This is a genomic window from Stenotrophomonas sp. ZAC14A_NAIMI4_1 (genome assembly GCF_003086915.1).
In the GTDB taxonomy this organism is placed as follows: Bacteria; Pseudomonadota; Gammaproteobacteria; order Xanthomonadales; family Xanthomonadaceae; genus Stenotrophomonas.
Genome location: NZ_CP026002.1, coordinates 2,106,569 through 2,124,477, shown reverse-complemented (window position 1 = coordinate 2,124,477; position 17,909 = coordinate 2,106,569). Strand labels below are relative to the sequence as shown.

The following is a 17,909-nucleotide window of genomic DNA, read 5'->3' as shown; positions in this document are numbered from 1 at the left end:
GATCACGCAGGCGTGCCGGCAAGCGGCAGCGGGGCGTCGCTGGGGGAGGCGGCGCAGGACCGTGGCTGGATGCGAATTGTTCTCTTTTCGTTACGGCGCGTCAAACCCGGAGGCGTGCGGACCAACGGTCCGCACCCACCAGGGGCATGAGGCGTGCGGACCAACGGTCCGCACCCACCAGAACTGGTAGCGCCGGGCCATGCCCGGCGGATCCGATCACGCCCGCTGCGCGCGCTTCAGCAGCTTTGCTTCGCGCTTGCGCGCGCGGCGTGCCCGCCAGCGTTCGGCCAGGCACGAGAAGATCACGTACAGCGCCGGGGTGCTCAGCAGCGTCAGGCTCTGCGAGAACAGCAGGCCGCCGATCATCGCGATACCCAGCGGGCGGCGCAGCTCCGAGCCCTCGCCGAGGCCGATCGCCAGCGGCACCGCCGCCAGGATCGCCACCATGGTGGTCATCATGATCGGGCGGAAGCGCACGATGCTGGCCTCGCGCGCCGCCTCGCGTGGCGCCAGGCCATGCTCGCGCTGCGCCACCAGGGCGAAGTCGATCATCATGATCGCGTTCTTCTTGACGATGCCGATCAGCAGCACCAGCGCGATCATCGAAATGACCGACAGTTCGGTGTTGGTGCCGAACAGCGCCAGCAGCGCGCCCACGCCGGCCGCCGGCAGGGTGGACAGGATCGTCACCGGGTGGATCAGGCTCTCGTACAGCATGCCCAGCACCAGGTACACGGTCAGGATCGCCGCCATCACCAGGATCAGCATGTCGCTGGGGTCGGAATTGAAACCGAAGCCCGCATCGTCGGCCAGGCGGATGTCGCCCGGCATGCGCATGCCGGCCACCGTCGCGTCGATGATCGCCTTGGCCTCGCCGGCACTGACGCCCGGTGCGAGGTTGTAGCTCAGGTCCATCGTCGTGTACTGGTTTTCATGGGTGATCTGCGACGGCGCCAGCCCCGGTGCCTGGCGGGCCACCGCGGTGATCGGCACCATCTCGCCGCTGCGCGCCTTCACGTACACCTCGTCCAGCGCCGCCGGCGTGGCGGTCTGCGACGGCAGCGCGTTGACCACCACGCTGTACTGGTTGATGTCCGAATAGATCGTGGAGATCTGGCGCTGGCCGAAGGCCCCGTACAGCGCGCCATCGATGGCACCCACCGAGATGCCCAGGCGCGCGGCCTTGGCCCGGTCGATCTCGATGTTCTGGCGCAGGCCGGCGTTGTCGACGTCGGTGCCGACGTCGCGCAGCTTCGGGTTCTTCTTCAGCGCTGCCTGCAGCTTGGGCAGCCATTCCTGCAGCGCGGCCAGGTCATTGCCCTGCAGCGAGATGCGGTACTGCGCGCCCTGGCTGTTGCCGCCGCCATCGTTGCTGGGCAGGTCCTGGATGGCCCGCAGGCGCAGCTGCAGGTCGGGGTAGCGGTCGGCCTTGGCGCTCAGGCGGGCCAGCGCATGGGCGGTGGTCTCGCGGCGGCCTTCCTTGCGCGACTTCAGCTCGACGTTGAACTGCGCGCTGGAACCCTGGCGGCCACTGCCCAGGCGCACGCCCACGGTCTTCACCGCCGGGTCGGCCATCAGCATGTCAGTGATGCGGCGCTGGCGGGCCACCATGTCCTCGAAGGATACGGTGGCGCTGGAATTGGCGCGGCCCCAGATCAGGCCGGTGTCCTGCGGCGGGAACGCGCCCTTCTTCACCGCACCGAACAGGAAGATGGTGACGCCGATCAGGATCAGCGGGGTGAGCGAAAGCAGCAGGGCATGGCGCAGCGAGAAGTCCAGGAACACCGTGTAGATGCGCAGCATGCGGTCGTGCCCGGCATCGAGCCAGCGGCCGAAGCGCGACGGTGCGGCGGTGTGGTCATGCGCGCTCAGGAAGCGGCTGCACAGCGCCGGGGTCAGGGTCAGCGAGACGATCATCGAGACCACGATGGCCGCCACCAGGGTGACGGTGAACTCGCGGAAGAACGCGCCCATCATGCCGCTGGCAAACAGCAGCGGGATGAACACCGCCACCAGCGAGGCGGTGATGGAGACGATGGTGAAGCCGATCTCGCGCGCGCCGGTGAAGGCCGCCTGCAGGCGCGGCATGCCCTCGTCGAGGTGGCGCATGATGTTTTCGATCACCACGATGGCATCGTCCACCACGAAACCGATCGCGATCACCAGGGCCAGCAGGCTCAGGTTGTTGAGGGTGAAGCCGAGCGCGTACATCACCAGCGCGGCACCGGCCAGCGACAGCGGCACGGTCACCGCGGCGATCAGCGTGGGCGCCAGCCGGCGCAGGAACAGCGCCATGGTCAGCACCACCATGGCCAGGCTGATCAGCAGGGTGATCTGCACTTCATGCAGCGATGAGCGGATGGTCGGCGTACGGTCGAAGTACGGCGTCATGGTGGTGCCGGGCTGCAGGTAGTCGCGCAGCGCGGGAATCTGCGCCTTCACCCGGTCCACGGTTTCGACGATGTTGGCGCCGGCACGGGTGAACACGTACATCACCACGGCCGGCTTGTGGTTGAACCACGCGGCCTGGTAGGCATCCTGCTGGCCGTCGTAGACGTTGGCGATGTCCTTCAGGCGGATCACCCGGCCATCGCCCTGGGTCTTGACCACCAGCTCGGCGAAATCGGCGGCGCGCGCCACCGAATCGTTGGCGATGATCGCCGTGGTGGTGTTGCCGTCGCTGAGGAAGCCGGTGGGCGAGGTCACGTTGGCCGCACGCACGGCATTGCGCAGGTCGTCGGCGGTCAGGCCGAGGGCGTTCATCAGGCGCAGGTTGACGTCCACGCGCACGGCCGGCGTCGAGGCACCGGCGATGTCCACCGAGGCCACGCCGCTGATCTGCCGGATGCGCTGGGCCAGCAGCGAATCGGCGACGTTGTACAGCTCGTCGGCCGACTGCGTCTGCGAGGTCAGGGCGATGGCGATGACCGGATCGTCGTTCGGGTTCGCCTTCTGGTACATCGGCGAACCCAGCCCCGAGGGCAGGTCGGCCTGTGCCGAGTTGATCGCGGTCTGTACGTCCAGCGCGGCCGAATCGATGTCGCGGTCGGTCTGGAAGATCATGAAGACCAGCGAGCTGCCTTCCGAGCTCGACGAGCGCATGCGGTCGATGCCCGGCAGCTGGCCGAGGTGGCGTTCCAGCGGCGCGGTCACCGTGGAGGCCATGGTCGCCGCATCCGCACCGGCCTGGCTGGCGTGCACGAAGATCACCGGGATCTGGATGTTCGGCAGTGCCGACACGCCCAGCCGCAGGTAGCAGATCAGGCCGATCATGAACAAGCCGATGGCCAGCAGGGCAGTGCCGATCGGGCGGCGGATGAAGGGGCCGGACAGGTTCATCGTGCGGCCCCCCGCAGCAGCGGGGCGTGGATCATGCCTGCGGCTCCTGCAGCGTGCCGTCACGCAGGGCGCGCTGCTCGCGGCGGCGGGCCAGCCACTCGGAGAAGCGTTCCATGTACAGGTAGATCACCGGCGTGGTGTACAGGGTGACCAGCTGCGAGAGCAGCAGGCCGCCGACGATGGCGATGCCCAGCGGGCGGCGCAGCTCCGAACCGATGCCGGTGCCCAGCGCCAGCGGCAGCGCACCGAGCATGGCCGCAGCGGTGGTCATCATGATCGGGCGGAAACGCAGCAGGCAGGCGCGGCGGATCGCTTCGTGCGCGTTGGCACCGGCACGGCGCGCTTCGATGGCGAAGTCCACCATCATGATGCCGTTCTTCTTGACGATGCCGATGAGCAGCACGATGCCGACGATGCCATCCACCGACAGGCTCAGCCCGCACACCATCAGCGCCAGCAGCGCGCCGACGCCGGCCGGCGGCAGGGTGGAGATGATCGTGATCGGGTGGATGTAGCTTTCGTACAGCACGCCCAGCACGATGTAGATGACCACCAGCGAGGCCAGCAGCAGCCACACCACGTCGGTCTGGCTGCCGGTGAATTCGGCCGCCTTGCCGATGAACTCGGCATGCAGGTGGGCCGGCATGTCCAGGCTGTCCTTGGTTTCCTGGATGGCCTTGACTGCATCGGACAGCGAATAGCCCGGGGCGATGTTGAAGGACACCGTCACTGCCGGCAGCTGCTGCTGGTGGCTGACCACCAGCGGCGCGCTGGTGACCTTGCCTTCGGCCAGCGCCGACAGCGGGATGATGTTGCCCGCACCGACGGTGATGCCGGTGTTCTGCGCGCCGATGCCGGTGGCGGTGGACGAATTGGACGAGGTGACCTGGCCGAAGCTGGTGGCGTTGGTGCCGGTGAGGGCGCCTGCACCGTTGGAGGCCACGGCCAGCTGTTCCATCAGCGCGGTGCTGGTGCGGAACTCGGGCGCGACTTCCAGCACGACGCGGTACTGGTTGAGCTCGGTGAAGATGGTCGAGATCTGGCGCTGGCCGAACGCATCGTAGAGCGTGTCATCGATGGTCTGCATCGGCACGCCCAGCACGCTGGCCTTGTCGCGGTCGATGTTCAGTTCCAGGGCGCGGCCCTGGTTGGACAGGTTGTTGTCCACGTCGGCCAGTTCCGGGCGCTTGCGCAGCGCCTCGGTCAGGCGCGTGGCCTGGGTGGCCACGGTGGCCGAATCCACGTCCGACAGCGAGTACTGGTACTCAGTGGCGGCCACGCGGGTATCCAGGGTCACGTCCTGCACGGGCTTGAGGTACAGCGCCACGCCGGGAATGCCAGCCACGGCCTTCTGCAGGCGCGGCAGGATCTCATCCAGGCCGTCACGCTCGCCGCGTTCCTTCAGCACGATCGACAGCTGGCCCTGGTTGAGCGTGGGGTTCATGCTGCCCGCGCCGATGAAGGCCGACACGCCGGTCACGTCTGGATCCTGGCGCAGTGCTTCGGCCACCTGCTTGGTGCGCTGCTCCATCTGCGGGAAGGCGATGTTCTGGTCGGCCTGGACCACGCCGGTGATCAGGCCGGTGTCCTGTTCGGGCAGCAGGCCCTTGGGAATCAGCACGTACAGCAGCACGGTCAGCACCAGCGCGGCGCCGGCCACGGCCAGGGTCAGGCGCTGGTGGCCCAGCACCCAGTCCAGGCTGCGCTCGTACAGGCCCACGGTGCGCGTCCACAGGTTCTGCTTGCCGGCTGCGGCCGCGCGCTCATGCGCGTCCTCGCCCTCGGGCAGGGCGTCGGGCTTGAGCAGGTAGGCGCACATCATCGGGGTCAGCGTCAGCGAGATCAGCATCGACAGCACGACGGCGATGCTCAGCACCCAGGCGAACTCGTGGAACAGGCGGCCGGTGACGCCGGGCATCAGCAGCAGCGGCAGGAACACCGCCACCAGCGAGACGGTCAGCGACAGCACGGTGAAGCCGATCTGGCGCGCGCCGATCTCGGCCGCTTCCTTGCCACTCTTGCCCTGCTCGATGTAGCGGACGATGTTCTCGATCATCACGATCGCATCGTCGACCACGAAGCCGGTGGCCACCACCAGCGCCATCAGCGAAAGGTTGTCCAGCGACATGCCGGTGAAGGCCATCACCGCGAAGGTGCCGGCCAGCGACAGCGGCACCGCCACCGAGGGAATGATGGTGGCCCAGAACCGGCGCAGGAACACGAAGATGACCGCCACCACCAGGCCGATGGTGAGGATCAGGGTGAACTGCACTTCGTGCACCGAGGCGCGGATGGTCTCGGTGCGGTCGTTGAAGATTTCCAGGTGCACGTCGGCCGGCAGCACGCCCTGCAGCTGCGGCAGGATCGCGCGGATGCGCTCGACGGTCTGCACGATGTTGGCGCCCGGCTGGCGGCGCACTTCCAGCAGCACGGCCGGCTTGCCATCGGCCCAGGCGGCCAGCTGGTCGTTCTCCACGCCGTCGATCACGTCGGCTACGTCGGACAGCCGCACCGGGCGGCCGTTCTTGTAGCTGATGATGGTGTCGCGGTACTCGGCGGCGCTGGCCAGCTGGTCGTTGGTGCCGATGCTGTAGGACTGGGTCTTGCCGTTCAACGAACCCTTCGGCGCATTGACGTTGGCCTGGGTGAGCGCGCTGCGCAGCTCCTCCATGGTCAGGCCCATGTTCGACAGCTGCGCCGGGTTGACCTGGATGCGCACGGCCGGGCGCACGTTGCCGGCGATCGACACCAGGCCCACGCCCTGCACCTGCGACAAGCGCTGGGCGAGGATCGAGTCGGCGTAGTTGTTGACGTCACGCAGCGGGCGCGTGTCCGAGGTCAGCTTGAGGGTGACGATGGCCGCATCGGCCGGGTTCACCCGGTTGTAGACCGGCTGGTAGGGCAGCGAGGAGGGCAGGGTGGCCTGGCGGATCGCCGCCTGCACGTCCTGTGCGGCGATGTCGATGTCGCGGTCCATCGAGAACTGCAGGATGATCGTCGACAACCCTGCCGAGGAATCGGAGGTCATCAGTTCCAGCCCGGAGATCTGCCCGAACTGGCGCTCCAGCGGCGTGGTCACCAGCGAGGCCATGGTGGTCGCGTTGGCACCCGGGTACTGAGTGGTGACCACCAGGCTGGGCGCATCGATTTCCGGCAGCGCCGACACCGGCAGCTTGCGGTAACCGAGGATGCCCAGCAGCAACAGGCCCGCCATCAACAGCGAGGTAGCGATGGGACGGCGGATGAAGATCGTCGAAAAGCCCACGGACTGATCCTTGCTGGCGCTTCAATGGCAGCGCCGGCTGCGAGGCCGGCGCGAAAGGAAAGGGTGGCCTGCGCTCAGCGCGGGCCACCACCACGACGGCCACTGCCGCCACTCTTCTGTTCGGCGGCCTTCAGTTCGGCCTCGGTCGGTGCCGCCGGCGTCTCGCCCGGCTTCAGCGCGGTCACCTTGCTGCCCGGCTTCAGGCGGAACTGACCTTCGCTGACCACGCGCTCGCCGCCCTTCAGGCCTTCGGCGATCTGCACCTGGCTGTCGCCCACTTCCACGCCGCTGCGCACGGTCTGCATCTTCACCGTGTTGTCGCCCTGCACGACATAGACGTACTCGCCGTCCGGGCCGCGCAGCACCGCCTGGGTGGGAATGACCACGCCACCGCCGATCGTGCGCAGCTGCATGCGCACGTTGACGAACTGGCCCGGCCACAGGCCGTTGTCGGTGTTGTCGAAGATCGCGCGGGCCTTGAAGGTGCCGCTGTCGGCGCTGATCAGGTTGTCGACCACGTCCAGCTTGCCGTCACCGGACAGCACGTGCGAATCGGCGCGGTCCAGCGCGGCCACCGGCACGGCACCGGCGTTCTGTGCCTGGCGCACGTCGCCGAGCTGGCGCTCGGGCAGGTTGAACAGCACGTGGATCGGATGGATCTGGGTGAGGGTGACCAGCGCGGTACCGGCGCTGACCACGTTGCCGGCGTCGACCGCGCGGATGCCGGCGATGCCCGAGATCGGCGCGGTGATGCGGGTGTACTGCAGCTGCACCTGCGCGGCACGCGCGCTGGCTTCGTTGGCGGCCACGGCGCTTTCGTACTGTGACACTTGGTTTCGCTGTGTATCCAGATCGGTCTTGGCGACGAACTGGCGGTACTCCGGCGCGTTGGAGCGCTGGTAGTTGGAGCGCGCGGTAGCCAGCAGCGCCTCGTTCTGGCGCTTGGCGGCCACGGCCTGGTCGTAGCTGGCCTGGGCGCTGCGCGGGTCGATCTGTGCCAGCAGGTCACCCTGCTTCACTTCCTGGCCCTCGCGGAAATTGAGGCTCATCAGCTGGCCGCCGACCTGCGGGCTCACCGTCACCGTGTTCATCGCGGTCACCGTGCCCAGCGCGCTGGCATACACCGGCACGTCCTGGCGCGTGGCATCGACCACGGTCACCGGCACCGGGCCGGCATCGGGATCCTCACCGCCCTGGCGCGCACCTGCGGCCTGGCCACCGGCCTTGTCCTTGCCGCCACCGAGGACGCGCACGCCCACCACCGCCAGCACCAGCACTGCCACGACCAGCAGCACGATCTTCCAAACACGTGACATTCAAGGACTCCAAGAGGGCTGGTCGGGGCGGACCCCGGATGGCAATGCGCAAAGCATACCTGTGGCCCGCTACGTTTCCTGCATGACGTATGGGACGGGCGCTAAGACCGGGCGCAGCGAAGGAGGTTCCCGTAGCGGCGGTGTTGGCCTACATTCAGGTGCAGACCCCTTCCGTGGAGACCCCGATGCGCCGTTCCCTGCTGCTGTCCGCCCTGCTGCTGGCCCTGCCAGCCCTTGCCCACGCCCAGCAGGCCGAGCGCCCGGAGGTGACCGCCGCCGCGCAGCGCCTGCAGGCCCAGGTGGTGGAGTGGCGCCGTGATTTCCACCAGCACCCGGAACTGTCCAACCGCGAGGAGCGCACCTCGGCCGAGGTCGCCAAGCGCCTGCGTGCGATGGGCCTGAAGCCGAAGACCGGCATCGCCCACCACGGCGTGGTGGCGATCATCGAAGGCGGCAAGCCGGGTCCGAAGATCGCCCTGCGCGCGGACATGGATGCGCTGCCGGTGACCGAGCAGACCGGCCTGCCGTTCGCATCCAAGGCCACCGCGCAGTACCGCGGGCAGACCGTGGGCGTGATGCATGCCTGCGGCCATGATGCGCACACCGCCACCCTGCTGGGCGTGGCGCAGGCGCTGGTGGCGATGAAGAAGGACCTGCCCGGCCAGGTGATGCTGATCTTCCAGCCCTCCGAGGAAGGCGCGCCGCCGCCGGAAGAGGGCGGTGCGGCGCTGATGCTGAAGGAAGGCCTGTTCGCCGACTTCAAGCCGGAAGCGGTATTCGGCCTGCATGTGTTTTCCAGCGTGCAGGCGGGCCAGATCGCCGTGCGCGGTGGCCCGCTGATGGCCGCGTCCGATCGTTTCGGCATCAAGGTGGTCGGTCGCCAGACCCATGGTTCGGCACCGTGGAATGGCGTGGACCCGATCGTGGCCACCGCCGACCTGATCGGTACCGCGCAGACCATCGTCAGCCGCCGCGCCAACCTGTCAAAGCAGCCGGCGGTGCTGACCTTCGGCGCGATCAACGGCGGCATCCGCTACAACATCATTCCGGATGAAGTGGAAATGGTCGGCACCATCCGCACCTTCGACGAGGGCATGCGCCAGCAGATCTTCGCCGACCTGCGCAACGTGGCCGAGCACACCGCGGCCGCGCACGGTGCCAAGGCGGTGACCGACATCTACGAAGCGGAGGGCAACCCGGCCACGGTGAACGACCCGGCGCTGACCGCGAAGATGCTGCCGAGCCTGCAGGCGGTGGTGGGCAAGGACAACGTGTACGAGCCGCCGCTGCAGATGGGCGCGGAGGATTTCTCGCTGTACGCGAAGGAAGTGCCGGGCATGTTCTTCTTCGTCGGTTCGACCAGCGTGGGCATCGACCCCGCGACGGCGCCGGCGAACCATTCGCCGAAGTTCCTGCTGGATGAGAAGGCGTTGGACGTCGGGTTCCGCGCGCTGATGCAGGTGAGCCTGGATTACTTGAACGGTGCTGCTACCCCGGCGGGGTAAGGGTTCCGGCAGGGCTTGCAGCCCTGCACCCGCAGAATCAACGTCAACGTCAAAGGCGTGCATTCCGTGGGTAGGCGGGGTGGGTCCGGTTGAGGGGGACGCCGTAAACCCGTCCATGGGGGCTTGGTCGCGGCATCCATGCCGCTCACACCCCCTCAACCGGACCCACCCCGCCTTCGACAGTTTTCTGCGGTCTGTTGGAACCTGCTGCTGATGGTGGGTGCCGACCGTTGGTCGGCACGGCAGACGTCATGGACGTCTGAAGGATCGGCTTTTGATTTTGATTTTCCTGATCTTTCCCGGGGTGGCGCGGGAAACTGTCCGTGGCCGGGAGGGTGGGTTGGCTGGGAACGGTGCTGCTACCCCGGCGGGGTAAGGGTTCCGGCAGGGCTTGCAGCCCTGCACCCGCTGAATCAACGTCAACGTCAACGTCAAAGGCGTGCATTCCGTGGGTAGGCGGGGTGGGGCCGGTTGAGGGGGACGCCGTAAACCCATCCATGGGGGCTTGGTCGCGGCATCCATGCCGCTCACACCCCCTCAACCGGACCCACCCCGCCTTCGACAGTTTTCCGCGAGCTGTCGGAACGGCGTTCTGCTTTGGTGGGTGCCGACCGTTGGTCGGCACGGCAGACGTCATGGACGTCTGAAGAATCGGCTTCTGATTTTGATTTTCCTGATCTTTCCCGGGGTGGCGCGGGAAACTGTCCCGGGCCGGGTGGGTAGGTTGCGCAGGGGTGCGAGCGCCATGGATGGCGCTCACAAGCCCCCATGGGTGAGGGCGCTTTGCTTGCGAAGCACTGCTTCGCGAGTGCCCGAACGCACAGCCGCCAGCGGCTGAGCCGGACCCCGGAGGGGGGTTCACGGCGTCCCCTGCGCGGCCTACCCACCCGGCCAACTCTCAGTCCCCAGGCTTTCAGCACCCACCACGGAGGGGCTCCGCCGTTGGCCGACCCGGCCGAAGGCCCGCCCCCGCCGCGATACAATGGCACCCATGAACACCCCCCAGGACTCCAGCCTCGGTCGCGAGGTCAGTTACCCGCCGCAGTACGATCCCGGCCTGCTGTTTCCCATCCCCCGCATCGGGGCCCGCACCGAGATCGGTCTCGATGACGCCGCGCTGCCGTTCGTCGGCCACGACCGCTGGCATGCCTTCGAACTGAGCTGGCTCGACCCGCGCGGCAAGCCGCAGGTGGCTGTGGCTACCGTGCAGGTGCCCTGCACGTCGCCGCGCCTGATCGAATCGAAGTCGTTCAAGCTCTATCTGAACTCCCTCAACAGCACCCGCATGGAAAGCGCCGATGCGCTGCGCGAGCGCCTGGTGGCCGATCTGTCGGCCTGCGCGGGCGCGCCGGTGCAGGTGCAGTTCGGCCTGCCGCCGCTGGTCGAGTCGCCGCTGGGCGAGTCCATCGACGGGCTGGACGTGGAGATCGACTGCTACGGCCCGCCGCAGGCGGACTACCTCGCTGCCGATGGCGGGCAGGTGGTGGAAGAGACGCTGGTCTCGGCGCTGCTGAAATCCAACTGCCCGGTCACCGGCCAGCCGGACTGGGCGACGGTCAGCCTGCGTTACCGCGGCCCGAAGATCGACCGTGCCGGCCTGCTGCGCTACCTGGTCAGCTACCGCGAGCATGCCGAGTTCCACGAGCAGTGCGTCGAGCGCATCTTCAGCGAGGTCTCCACGCGCTGCCAGCCGCAGTGGCTGGAAGTGGAAGCGCGCTACACCCGCCGTGGCGGCCTGGACATCAATCCCTGGCGGGCCAGCCACGGGATCGCCGGCCCGGCCGCGACCGTCCGCGAGCTGCGCCAGTAACCGCCGCAGGCGGTTACGGGTAGCGCCGGGCCACGCCCGGCGAGCGCAGCGGCCAGAACAGAAGCCGCCGGCCAGCGGCCGGCGCTACCGTGGTTTGCAGGCGGTTACGGGTGGTGCCGGGTCACGCCCGGCGAGCGCAGCGGCCAGAGCAGAAGCCGCCGGCCAGCGGCCGGCGCTACCGTGGTTCGCAGGCGGTTACGGGTCGTGCCGGGCCATGCCCGGCGAGCGCAGCGGCCAGAGCAGAAGCCGCCGGCCAGCGGCCGGCGCTACCGTGGTTTGCAGGCGGTTACGGGGTGCGCCGGCCGCTCTGGGCCCCGATTGTTCAGCCGCCCCCCGTGGCGGCTTCACATCTGCACCATCCCCATTTAACAACCACCATGTCACCGTGCCATCCACGTAGTCATGCAGACGGGAGTGTGTGGATGAGCACCGAGAAGAAGGCCGATTTCTCCGGCGTCACCGCCAGCGTCGACAGTACCGCCGAGCTGGTACCCAAGGCGGACTTCTCCGGCGTCACGTCATCGGTGGACAGCACCGCCGATGTGGTCAGTGTCGGCACGTACACCGTGCAGAAGGGCGATTCGCTGTCGAAGATCGCCAAGCAGCACCTGGGCGATGCCAATGCCTGGAAGAAGATCTTCGAGGCCAACCGTGATGTCCTCGACGACCCGGACAAGATTTTCCCGGGCCAGACCCTGAAGTTGCCGCCGAAATGACCGGCCCGCGCCCAGCGGCGCACGAAGGCCGTCCGACAATCCCTGGGAGGAACACCCGAATGATCAAGACCAACCCGCTCCATGCCGCCCTGATCGCCGCCCTGCTGGGCAGCGTTGCCCTGGTCGGTTGCAAGAAGAACGAAGAATCCACCGACAACAACGCCGCCCCGGCGGCGACGACCCCGGCCGAGCCGGCACCGGCACCCATGACCGGTGCGCCGCCGCCGATGGCTGAAGCCGCTGCGGTCGCCGTATCTGCCGTCACCGTGGGCAAGACCGCTGCCGCTGACAAGTCGGTGGCCCCGGCCGCACTGTTCGCGCCGAAGGACGATGTGATCGTCTCGGTGCGTACCGATGCCGCCGCGAACAACGTCACCGTCGGTGCCAAGTTGACCTTCCAGGACGGCCAGGTGGCCGGCGAGCAGAACGCCACGCTGAACGCTTCCGGTGCCGAGACGACCAACATCACCTTCAAGAACGCCAATGGCTGGCCGGCCGGCAAGTACCGCGCCGAAGTCATGGTTGATGGCAAGGCGGCCGGAACGCCGCAGGAGTTCGAGGTCAAGTAAGTCCCGCCGACTCTCTCCCGGTTGGACTCACGATGGGCGCAGCCGCGAGGCTGCGTCTTTTTTGTTTGTGGCTCCTGGGAAAGCTCCATCCACGCATGGCGTGGATCTACTGGCGGGCGTGGCACGCATGGCGTGGACCTACGGGCAGGCACGCCAAGCATGGTTGCATCCGATACCACGCAGCTGGATCACAGCGTTGCCGTGGTGCAGTACCGCAGCGTATGGGATGGCTTTGCCCCGCGCGGCTGAAAACGCGACAATGCAGGGGTTTCCCCGCCGCGCGCCCACCCTGACGGCGACGGGGGAAAGTGACACGGTTGCACGTGGCACGGCGCCTGCGCCGGCCTTCCCCTGAGAACCGCTACAGAGTCCAAGTCCCCCATGTCCAAGATCCTCTACACGCTGACCGACGAAGCACCGTTCCTGGCTACCCAGTCGCTGCTGCCGATCGTCGACGCCTACACCGCCACCGCCGGCATCGTGGTGGAAACCCGTGACATCTCGCTGTCCGGCCGCATCCTGTCGCTGTTCCCGGAACTGCTCAGCGACGCGCAGAAGGTCAGTGACGACCTGGCCGAGCTGGGCCAGCTGGCGACCACCCCGGACGCCAACATCATCAAGCTGCCGAACATCTCCGCCTCGGTGCCGCAGCTGAAGGCGGCCATCAAGGAACTGCAGGACCAGGGCTACCCGCTGCCGGATTACCCGGAAACCCCGGCCGACGACCAGCAGCGCGACTACAAGGCGCGCTACGACAAGGTCAAGGGCAGTGCGGTGAACCCGGTGCTGCGCGAAGGCAACTCCGACCGCCGCGCACCGCTGTCGGTGAAGAACTACGCACGCAAGCACCCGCACCGCATGGGCGCCTGGGCGGCCGACTCGAAGTCGCACGTCGCGCACATGGCTGCCGGTGATTTCTACGGCAGCGAGAAGTCGGCCACCGTGGCCAACGCCGGTTCGCTGAAGATCACCTTCCACGGCAAGGACGGCAGCGCCGTCGTGCTGAAGGAAAAGACCGCGGTCAAGGCCGGCGAGATCGTCGATGCCGCCGTGATGAGCCGCAAGGCACTGGCCGCCTTCATCGGCGAGCAAATCGCTGATGCCAAGGCCCAGGGCGTGCTGTTCTCGCTGCACCTGAAGGCGACCATGATGAAGGTCTCCGACCCGATCATGTTCGGCGTGGCGGTCAACGAGTTCTACAAGGACGTGCTGGCCAAGCATGCCGACGTGCTGAAGCAGGCCGGTTTCGATGCCAACAACGGCATCGGTGACCTGGCCGCGCGCCTGCCGTCGCTGCCCGAAGCCACCCGCGCCGCCATCGAAGCCGACCTGGCCGCCGAGTACGCGCAGCGTCCGGGCGTGGCCATGGTCAACTCGGACAAGGGCATCACCAACCTGCACGTGCCGAGCGACGTCATCGTCGACGCCTCGATGCCGGCGATGATCCGCGACTCCGGCAAGATGTGGAATGCCGAAGGCAAGCTGCAGGACACCAAGGCCGTCATCCCCGACCGCTGCTACGCCGGCGTCTACCAGGCCGTCATCGACGACTGCAAGGCCAACGGTGCCTTCAACCCGGCCACCATGGGCTCCGTGCCGAACGTCGGCCTGATGGCGCAGAAGGCCGAAGAGTACGGCTCGCACGACAAGACCTTCCAGATCGCTGCCGATGGCGTGGTCAAGGTCACCGACGAGGCCGGCACCGTGGTGTTCGAACACGCCGTGGAAGCCGGTGACATCTGGCGCATGTGCCAGACCAAGGACGCGCCGATCCAGGACTGGGTGAAGCTGGCCGTCGAGCGCGCCCGCCTGAGCAGCACCCCGGCCGTGTTCTGGCTGGATGCCGCCCGCGCCCACGACGCGCAGGTCATCGCCAAGGTCGAGCAGTACCTGAAGGACCACGACACCAACGGCCTGGACATCCGCATCCTGCCGCCGGTGGAAGCGACCGCCTTCTCGCTGGACCGCATCCGCAAGGGTGAGGACACCATCTCGGTGACCGGCAACGTGCTGCGCGACTACCTGACCGACCTGTTCCCGATCATGGAACTGGGCACCAGCGCCAAGATGCTGTCGATCGTGCCGCTGATGGCCGGTGGTGGCCTCTTCGAGACCGGCGCCGGTGGTTCGGCCCCGAAGCACGTCCAGCAGTTCGTTGAAGAGGATTACCTGCGCTGGGATTCGCTGGGTGAATTCCTGGCCCTGGCCGCGTCGCTGGAACACCTGGGCAACCGCTACGACAACGCCGCTGCCCGCGTGCTGGCCAAGGCGCTGGACGAAGCCAACGGCCAGTTCCTGGACAACGACAAGTCGCCTTCGCGCAAGCTGGGTGGCATCGACAACCGCGGCAGCCACTTCTACATCGCGCTGTACTGGGCCCAGGCCCTGGCCGCGCAGGACGAAGACGCCGCACTGAAGGCCCGCTTCGCCCCGCTGGCCAAGGCACTGACCGACAACGAGCAGAAGATCGTCGACGAGCTGGCCGCGGTGCAGGGCAAGGCCGTGGACATCGGCGGCTACTACCGCCCGGACGTGGCCAAGGCCAGCAAGGCCATGCGCCCGAGCGCGACCTTCAACGCCGCGCTGGAGCAGCTGCGCGGCTGATCCATCGCCCGCAGGAAGTGACATCGAAACCCGCGCTCCGGCGCGGGTTTCTTTTTGTCCGGAGCGAGGGGTCAGAGCCCTTCTGCACGCAGAAGGGATCTGACCCCTTGTTGCCCCGGGGTCGGATCCCTCTGCTCCGCAGAGGGCTCCGACCCCATTTCCCGGAACCGTCAAAACGGCATGAAACTTGCCCACGATGGCCGTCGCAGAACGGATCAGTGCGTGCCTGCGGTCGCCCTCGATCTGAGCAGTCGATCACGACGGCCGCGCGTGGCGATGCCCTAGCCTTGGCGACGCGAGACCGCCGGGGAGGCGGTCGCCCGGGGAACACGGATGGCACGCGTGCTGGTGGTGGGAACCGATCTGCAGGGCGAACAGGCCCTGCTGCAGCGGCTGCGCCTGGCCTCGGCCCTGCCCGATGGGCAGGTGTGCCGCAGCCAGGACCTGGACGACTGCGACCTGCTGGTGGTGCGCGATACGCCGGCGCTGCGCAATGCCGCGCTGCGCATGCGCGAGCAGCGGCCGCGCCTGCAGTGCTGGATCGAAGGCATCGGCGGCCAGCTGCGCGAGGGCCATGGCCGCCAGGATGTCCTCGATGATGGGGCCATCGGCCGCGCGCTGCGTGGCATGCAGGGCAGCGCCGAACCCGCGCCGGTGCGCCTGGCCGACGGCGCCCATGCCATCACCCGCCTGCTGCGCGAGCGCCTGCCGGTGCGCCAGGGCCATGCACTGCTGGGCGAGAGCGGGCAGCCGTTGCTGCTGCTGGATCTGGAGCAGGACCAGGCCGTACTCCTGCAGGAGCCGGCTGCCGTGCTGGTGGAACGCCTGGCCCAGGGTTTCGAACATCTCCATCTGGACGCGCTGACGCCGGCGCAGTTCCGGGTGCTGGCAGGCAACCGCGCGCGCCAGCCGTTGCGGCCGCTGCTGTGGCAATGGGCGCAGCGCAGCCGCCACTGGCACGCACTGGACGAGCGCCTGCGCGGTGCGGCGGTGAAGCTGCTGCGCTGGCCCGACTTCCGCGTGCTCGGCCACGACCACGATGGATTCCGCCTGTGCTCGCTGCTGCTCAAGCGCGCGTGCACGGTGGACGAGTGCGCGGCGTTGCTGGAGCTGCCGCCAGCCGCCGTGCGTGATTTCATCCATGCCGCCTACCTGTGTGGCTACGCGCAGCTGCAGAACGCCGCGCCGGTGCCCGTGGCCGCGCGCGGCAGCAGCGCCGACCGCGGCCTGCTGGCGCGCCTCTGGCGCAGCCTGCGCGGGAGCGAGCGCAATGCGTGAGCACAAGGTGGTGGTGCTTGGCGGCATGGGCAGTGGCAAGTCGACCCTGGTACGCAGCATCGCGGCCGGTGCGGTCATCGACACCGACGTCGCCAACAGCGATCGTGCGGGCGCGGACAAGGCCTCGACCACGGTCGCCCTGGACTACGCCGACATCGACCTGCCCAACGGTGAGCGCCTGCGCCTGTACGGCACGCCCGGCCAGCAGCGCTTCGACTTCCTGTGGCCGATCCTGCTGCAGGGTGCGCGTGGCGCGGTGCTGCTGCTGGATGCGCGCCGCGCCGGCGTCGCTGACGAACTGGATGCCTACCTGCAGGCGCTGCGGCCTTTTGCCGGCACGCTGGCGCTGGTGGTGGCGGTGACCCACCTGGACCAGGTGCCCGATGCGCAGCTGGACGACTGGGCCAGCCGTGCGTGCCTGGATGACCAGCCGCTGCCCCTGCTGCCCGTGGATGCGCGGGACCGCGCGCAGGGGCTGCTGCTGATGGATGTACTGATGAGCGAAATGGAAGCACACGCGCTGGTGGCCCTGCATGGCTGATGGACAGGTGGCGACGCTGCCCGATGCCGGCCAGCGCGAGCGCCTGCAGCCGCTGCTGCAGGATCTGCAGCAACGCGTGGAAGGGGTGCGCACGGTGGTGCTGGCCAGTGTCGATGGCTTCGCCCTGGTCAGTGCCGGTGCCGAAGGGCGCGGCGAGCGGCTGGCCGCGATGACCAGCGCGATGCTGGCCCTGGCGGCGGCGGTGGGTCGCGAGCTGGCGCTGGGCGATCTGCAGACGCTGATGCTGGAAGCACTGGGCGGCAAGGTGTTGATGCTGGCGATCCAGGCCGAAGGCCGCGCGCCGTTGCTGCTGATGGCGGCCTGTGACCAGCGCAGCGTGATCGGCCAGGTGCTGTGGCAGAGCAGGGAATGTGGCCAGGCGATCCTGGCCGAACTCAGCGGATCGTGAGCCCGGCCGCAGGGGAACGAGGGGCTCGAACCAACACTGACAAGGGGATACGACGTGGCTGGACTGACCGAATCGCTGAATGCACTGATGGGTATCGACGGCGCGCAGGCCGTGGCGCTGGTCGACTACGAGAGCGGCATGCTGCTGGGCGAAGCCGGCGCGGGCATGGACATGGAAGTGGCCGCCGCAGGCAACACCGAAGTGATCCGCGCGAAGATGAAGACCGCCGCCTCGCTCAACCTCAATGACAGCATCGAGGACATCCTCATCTCGCTGGGCAAGGCGTACCACATCATGCGCCCGGTGGCGAAGAAGCGGGGCCTGTTCTTCTACATCGTGCTGGACCGTGCGAAGAGCAACCTCGCCCTGGCCCGGCGCAAGGTGCAGGACGTGGAGTCCGAGCTGGCGATCTGAGTACCCTGCCTGTGTAGAGCCGAGCCCATGCTCGGCTGCTTCTGCTCCGGCCTTTCGTAGAGTCGAGCTTGCTCGACTTCTGCCAGAAGCAGTCGAGCAAGCTCGACTCTACACAACCCACCCCAGGCCGGCGTATGGTGGAT

At 67.9% G+C, this 17,909-nt stretch carries 12 protein-coding genes; 9 read left to right on the top strand and 3 right to left on the bottom strand.

The features are described from left to right. Positions 1–216 precede the first annotated feature (216 nt). The 3 genes from C1926_RS09615 to C1926_RS09605 form a co-directional block, all read right to left on the bottom strand. A complete protein-coding gene (locus C1926_RS09615; protein ID WP_079223831.1) occupies positions 217–3,339 on the bottom strand; it encodes an efflux RND transporter permease subunit in 3,123 nt (1,040 codons plus the stop codon). 31 nt (positions 3,340–3,370) lie between these two features. After that, entirely contained in the window at positions 3,371–6,604 is a 3,234-nt protein-coding gene (locus C1926_RS09610) for an efflux RND transporter permease subunit (RefSeq protein WP_108759035.1), read from the bottom strand. 74 nt (positions 6,605–6,678) lie between these two features. Then, positions 6,679–7,920, bottom strand: a complete 1,242-nt coding sequence (locus C1926_RS09605) for an efflux RND transporter periplasmic adaptor subunit (protein WP_079223828.1) — start codon at positions 7,918–7,920, stop codon at positions 6,679–6,681. Between the two features lie 185 nt (positions 7,921–8,105). On the opposite strand from C1926_RS09605, the gene C1926_RS09600 reads away from it, so the two are divergent. From C1926_RS09600 to C1926_RS09560, 9 genes are all read left to right on the top strand, one after another. Then, complete coding sequence (locus tag C1926_RS09600) at positions 8,106–9,425, top strand: M20 family metallopeptidase (protein WP_108760665.1); 1,320 nt, start codon at positions 8,106–8,108, stop codon at positions 9,423–9,425. Positions 9,426–10,416: 991 nt separating this feature from the next. After that, complete coding sequence (gene queF, locus C1926_RS09595; protein ID WP_108759034.1) at positions 10,417–11,235, top strand: NADPH-dependent 7-cyano-7-deazaguanine reductase QueF; 819 nt, start codon at positions 10,417–10,419, stop codon at positions 11,233–11,235. 422 nt (positions 11,236–11,657) lie between these two features. Further along, positions 11,658–11,951, top strand: coding sequence for a LysM peptidoglycan-binding domain-containing protein (locus tag C1926_RS09590; RefSeq protein WP_079223824.1), 294 nt, complete (start codon positions 11,658–11,660; stop codon positions 11,949–11,951). Positions 11,952–12,010: 59 nt separating this feature from the next. Beyond that, positions 12,011–12,520 (top strand): hypothetical protein, encoded by a 510-nt coding sequence (locus C1926_RS09585; protein WP_108759033.1) that lies wholly within the window; start codon positions 12,011–12,013, stop codon positions 12,518–12,520. 381 nt (positions 12,521–12,901) lie between these two features. Then, complete coding sequence (locus C1926_RS09580) at positions 12,902–15,124, top strand: NADP-dependent isocitrate dehydrogenase (protein WP_108759032.1); 2,223 nt, start codon at positions 12,902–12,904, stop codon at positions 15,122–15,124. A 333-nt stretch (positions 15,125–15,457) separates the two neighbouring features. Further along, the gene (locus tag C1926_RS09575) at positions 15,458–16,402 is read left to right on the top strand and encodes a hypothetical protein (protein ID WP_108759031.1); all 945 of its coding nucleotides are present in this window, start codon (positions 15,458–15,460) and stop codon (positions 16,400–16,402) included. Then, entirely contained in the window at positions 16,395–16,943 is a 549-nt protein-coding gene (locus C1926_RS09570; RefSeq protein WP_108747517.1) for an ATP/GTP-binding protein, read from the top strand. The genes C1926_RS09575 and C1926_RS09570 overlap by 8 nt, the downstream gene beginning before the upstream one ends. After that, positions 16,936–17,352: a roadblock/LC7 domain-containing protein gene (locus tag C1926_RS09565; protein WP_108759030.1), complete on the top strand. Its 417-nt coding sequence runs from the start codon at positions 16,936–16,938 to the stop codon at positions 17,350–17,352. Before C1926_RS09570 ends, C1926_RS09565 begins: the two co-directional genes overlap by 8 nt. Before the next feature lie 54 nt (positions 17,353–17,406). Beyond that, complete coding sequence (locus C1926_RS09560) at positions 17,407–17,766, top strand: hypothetical protein (RefSeq protein WP_079223818.1); 360 nt, start codon at positions 17,407–17,409, stop codon at positions 17,764–17,766. Positions 17,767–17,909: the final 143 nt, after the last annotated feature.